At 69.8% G+C, this 4,510-nt stretch carries 4 protein-coding genes; 2 read left to right on the forward strand and 2 right to left on the reverse strand.

Translation table 11 applies throughout. The annotated features are described in order from the left end of the window. Positions 1 to 104: 104 nt before the first annotated feature. Complete coding sequence (locus D7W82_RS38535) at positions 105 to 869, forward strand: Stp1/IreP family PP2C-type Ser/Thr phosphatase (protein ID WP_120623023.1); 765 nt, start codon at positions 105 to 107, stop codon at positions 867 to 869. A gap of 76 nt (positions 870 to 945) precedes the next feature. Continuing rightward, positions 946 to 2,415: a hypothetical protein gene (locus tag D7W82_RS38540; protein ID WP_120623024.1), complete on the forward strand. Its 1,470-nt coding sequence runs from the start codon at positions 946 to 948 to the stop codon at positions 2,413 to 2,415. Here D7W82_RS38540 and D7W82_RS38545 read toward each other — a convergent pair whose 3' ends face one another. Both D7W82_RS38545 and D7W82_RS38550 read right to left on the reverse strand, forming a co-directional pair. Next, on the reverse strand, positions 2,416 to 3,444 hold the full coding sequence (locus D7W82_RS38545) for an NDP-sugar synthase (RefSeq protein ID WP_120623025.1): 1,029 nt from the start codon (positions 3,442 to 3,444) through the stop codon (positions 2,416 to 2,418). It lies immediately after the preceding gene. Positions 3,445 to 3,448: 4 nt separating this feature from the next. Continuing rightward, entirely contained in the window at positions 3,449 to 4,489 is a 1,041-nt protein-coding gene (locus D7W82_RS38550; RefSeq protein WP_120623026.1) for an aminoglycoside phosphotransferase family protein, read from the reverse strand. Between the last annotated feature and the right edge of the window lie 21 nt (positions 4,490 to 4,510).

Raw genomic sequence — 4,510 nt, forward strand, 5'->3', positions numbered from 1 at the left:
GGGGGGAATGCTGGGACAGACGAGAGGTTTTTGACCCCTTTCGAAACGCTTTGTTAACGTCGCGCCCCGGTTTTCACGCCTCTCCCCCGGAAGAGTCCCTTCGCATGCGTATCGAGGTCGCCGGCAGCACCCACGTCGGGATGAAGCGGAACCACAACGAGGACAACTACCTCGTGCTCCCCGAGGAGAACCTCGTGGTCGTGGCGGACGGGATGGGAGGCCATTCGTCCGGGGAGATCGCCAGCCGCATCGCGGTGGACGAGCTGGGTGAGTTCTTCCGCCTCACGTCCAAGGACCAGGACGCCACCTGGCCCTTCAAGATGGACAAGCAGCGCAACTACGATGAGAACCGCCTGGCCACCGGCATCAAGCTGGCGAACGCGCGCATCTTCGAGCGCGCCACGGTGGACACCAAGTACAAGGGCATGGGCACCACCATCGTGTCCGTGCACTTCGCGGAGAACGGCGTCTACGTGGGCCACGTGGGCGACAGCCGCGTGTACTTCTTCCGCGGCGGCATCCTCCAGCAGGTGACGGAGGACCACTCGCTGCTCAACGACTACCTCAAGGCGAAGAAGCTCACGCCGGAGGAGATCGAGAACTTCCCCCACAAGAACGTCATCGTCCGGGCGCTGGGGATGAAGGAGCAGGTGCAGGTGGACGTCACCCGCGTGGATCCGCTGGAGAACGACGTCTTCCTGCTGTGCTCGGACGGCCTGAGCGGCATGATTTCCGACGCGCAGATGCAGGACATCCTGTCGCGCACGCCGGAGCTGGAGAAGGCGTGCGGACAGCTCATCGACCTGGCCAACGCGGCGGGCGGCAACGACAACGTCACCTGCGTGCTCGCGCGCTACCACGCCGCCTGAAGCAGCGCCCGTCGCCGGAAACAAGAAGGCCCGTGCCCCCGGAAGGGAGCGCGGGCCTTCGTCTTGAGGAGTCCCCATGTCCTGGCACCTGATAACCGGCCTGCTGTTGATGGCGGCCCCGCCTGACTTCTCGGCGCCCCTCGGAGGCTCTGGAGAAAAGGCGCCCACGTCGGTCGCGACGCTCGTCTCGGACGGACAGCAACTGGTGCTGGACGTGGACGTGGTGGACACGACGCCGTCGGCCGCGACGGACGACGTGCACTCGGATCACGTGGAGGTGTGGTTCGGGTTGGAGGCGCCCGACGCGCTGATGCCTTCCCGCGTCGTCACCACGGCCCCCGAGGGGAAGCTCTTCACGGTGAGCGGCAAGGACGACCCGAAGGCGCTCGAAGCCATCATCCGCGGCGAGTTCCCGGCGGACGAAGGCTGCGCGGAGGATAAGCAGGCCGTGCGCGAGCAGCTGGGCACGGCGCCCAAGCGGACGCGGGTGCTGCTGGGGCTCGCGCACCTGGGCTTCTTTCCGGACGCCCGGCCCCCCGTGCTCTACGACCTGGAGCGCTACCCGGGCCTGACCCCGGCCCTGGGCGAAGGCGACGTGCGCTACGAAGTGCTGCGGACGGCCACGGGCTACCACGTGCGCGCGGTGCTCCAGCCCGGGGCGCTGCTGTTCGTCCCGAAGGACGGCGTGCGCACGTTGCGCGTCCGGGTGGACGCCATCGACGCGGGCGCGGCGGGCACGAAGGAGACGCTGCGCTCCACGCACCCGGCCCCGAAGTGGGGCGACGCGGAGACGCTGCGGACCGTGAAGCTCGCGAAGCCGCTCACGATGAAGCTGGTGGAGGGCCTTCCGGAGCTGGGGCGGCCCCTGACCAAGGCGCCCGGCGCGAAGCAGGCGTTCGATGAGCTGCCGCCCTACTTCCTGCGCACGGGGGAGACGTGGACCGGCGTGCGGGCGCTCCGAGAGGTCCCCTGGAGCAACAGGGGGCGGCTCTGCTCCGTGTCGCTCGATGACGTCACCGCATACAGCCCCCAGGCCAGTGTCTTTGGTCCGCCCACCCCGTTCGTGGGCGGGGACACCGCGAGCATCCAAGTGAAGGCCCCGGGCGCCCTGGCGACGCTGTACCTCTCCCGGGCGCCGGGCGGCCTGCGCGCCGCGCTGTCCAGCGAGGTGGTGGAGACGTTCCGGTTCAAGGACGGCACGCCGGGACTCGTGGAGCGGAGCGATGACCCCATGTATGGCCGCTACACGGACGGCCCCTGCGGCGGCGCGACCGTCGTCACGGTGGGGCTCGTGCGCCTGGAGAAGCAGGGGCCGAAGCGGACCGTCCTGCTGACCTGGGACGACTGCGGCAGCGGCATCTCGGACGGAAAGCAGCACCTGTCGCAGTACCCGGAGAGCGCCGACGAGGACATCATCCCAAAGCTCCACTGGGCCAGGCCGGGACAGAAGCTGCGCGTGACGTTCGGTACCCTCCTCACGCTGGAGGCCACCTGGAAACCCGATGGCTCCGGCGTGAAGGTGGAAACGGTCGCCGCCAGACCGTGATCAGCGCCCCGTCAGCGGCGCGGGCACGCGGTGCGGGCCCCACGCGAGCACCTCGGTGAGCGCCTCACCGGGGGACACCTGCGTCTCCTCGAACACGGCGCAGCGCTCGAGCCGCGCGCCCTGCCCCACGCGCGCTCCCGGGCCCACCGACACGCCCGGGCCCACGGCGGCCTCCGCGTCCACCACGCTGCCCGCGCCCACGTAGGCGGGCCCGCGCACCGTCCCCGCGACGCGGGCCTCCGGGTGAATCCAGGCTCCGTCCGCCCCGGCCTTCAGCCCGTGAAGCGGCGAGTCCTTCCCCAGCGCCTGCAACGGCACGCGCCCTTCGAGCACGTCCCGCACCGTGGCCAGGTAGCGCGACGGCATGCCCAGGTCGGACCAGTACGCGTCCACCGCGTGGCCTCGCACCTGGAGCCCCGCCTGCATCACCCGCACGTAGACCTCGCGGTTGATGTCCTCGGGGCCTTCCGCCGTCATGAAGTCGAACACGCTGGGGGACATCACGTGCACGCCTGTGAAGTGCCACGGACGCAGGCCCTCACCGCCCGGCCCGTACCCCGCGATGCGGCGCACCTGCCCACCCGCGTCCGCCTCCACCGCCGCGTACTTCTCCCCTTCCGGCATGGGCAGGAGCACCATCGTCGCTACCGCACCGGACTCACGGTGCGCCGCGACCACCGGCTTCAGGTCCACCGGGAAGAGGATGTCCCCGTTGAACACGAGGAAGTCCTCGCCGGAGAGGAAGTCTCGCAGGCCGCGGATGCCTCCGCCCGTGCCCTGGATGACGGGCTCGTGCACCACGTGCAGCGGCAGCCCCGCGCGCTCGCACTCCTCGCGGGCCACCGCCGCCATCGTGTCCGGCAGGTGGTGCGTGTTGATGCCCACCTCCGTCACGCCCGCGGCCTTCAACACCGCCAGGTGGTAGCGCAGCAGCGGCTGACCGAGGAACGGCATGGCCGGCTTGGGCCAGCGCTCCGTGAGCGGGCGCAGGCGCGTGCCCAGGCCCGCGCAGAGGACCATCGCTTTCATGGCTTCAGGCCGCCAGTTCGGGCACGTACTTCGCGATCAGCGTCTGCAGCCCCGCCAGCTCCGGCCGGCGCGCGAACGCGGCCTTCACGTAGCGCAGCGACGCCGGGATGGACACGAGGAAGCCCGGGTTGCCCTTCACGCGGTGGATGAACTCGAAGCGGCCCGCGTCCTTCAGCTTGCGCTGGATGGTGAGCAGGTCGAAGAACGCCTTGAACTCCTTCGCGTCGATCTTCTCCCCGCTCTCCTGCTCGAACGTGGCGATGTAGCGGTCCAGCATCGTGTCCACGAAGTCGCGGTCCAGCTCCACGTAGCTGTCGCGCAAGAGCGCCACCAGGTCGTACTGGCGCGGGCCCTGGAGCGCGTCCTGGAAGTCGATGACCACCAGCTCGCCCTCCTTCACCATGATGTTGCGGCTCTGGTAGTCGCGGTGCGTGAAGCCTCGCGGCGCGGCGGCCAGCTGCTTCGCGATGTCCCGGAACGTGGCGTCCAGCTCCGCGCGCTCCTGGTCCGTGGGCAGCTTGCCGCTCCAGGCCTCCAGGCCCCACTCGCGGAAGTGGTGCAGCTCCCAGTCGTACAGGTCCTCGTCGAAGGCGCGCGTGAAGGCCAGGCACTCCGGGTCACGCTGCTTCTCCGCCTGCACGCGCAGCTTCGCCAGCAGGTCCACCGCGCGCGTGTAGAGCGCCTGGTTGTGGCGGCCGCCCTCCAGCGCGGACTCGAAGGTGATGTCGCTCAGGTCCTCCAGCACCATGATGCCCGCGGGCTCGTCGTAGCGGAGGATGCGCGGCACGCGCACGCCCAGCTTCTCCAGGTAGCGGTGCACGTTGATGAAGGGCAGCTCCTTCGGGGGCTCGCCCTTGGTGGCCTCCTCGCTCTTCTTCGTCGCGTCCGGCGGCATCACCATCAGCACCCAGCTCTCCGGGGCGCTGCCGACGCGGTAGTAGGAGCGGTTGCTCGCGTCGCCCTTCAACTTCTTGATGGGGGCATCGGGGACGGGACGGCCAATGGCCTGTCCCACCTGGTCGCGAAGGGCGGCCTCAAGTTCCATGGGGGGCGGGTGCTCCGGAGG

The sequence above is a fragment of the Corallococcus sp. CA049B genome (assembly GCF_003611685.1).
Classification (GTDB): Bacteria; Myxococcota; Myxococcia; order Myxococcales; family Myxococcaceae; genus Corallococcus; species Corallococcus coralloides.

Bases quoted from the DNA above. Each gene is read 5' to 3' on its own strand.
- D7W82_RS38535 (WP_120623023.1), top strand. From the start codon at position 105: ATGCGTATCGAGGTCGCCGGCAGCACCCACGTCGGGATGAAGCGGAAC.
- D7W82_RS38540 (WP_120623024.1), top strand. From the start codon at position 946: ATGTCCTGGCACCTGATAACCGGCCTGCTGTTGATGGCGGCCCCGCCT.
- D7W82_RS38545 (WP_120623025.1), bottom strand. From the start codon at position 3,444: ATGAAAGCGATGGTCCTCTGCGCGGGCCTGGGCACGCGCCTGCGCCCG.
- D7W82_RS38550 (WP_120623026.1), bottom strand. From the start codon at position 4,489: ATGGAACTTGAGGCCGCCCTTCGCGACCAGGTGGGACAGGCCATTGGC.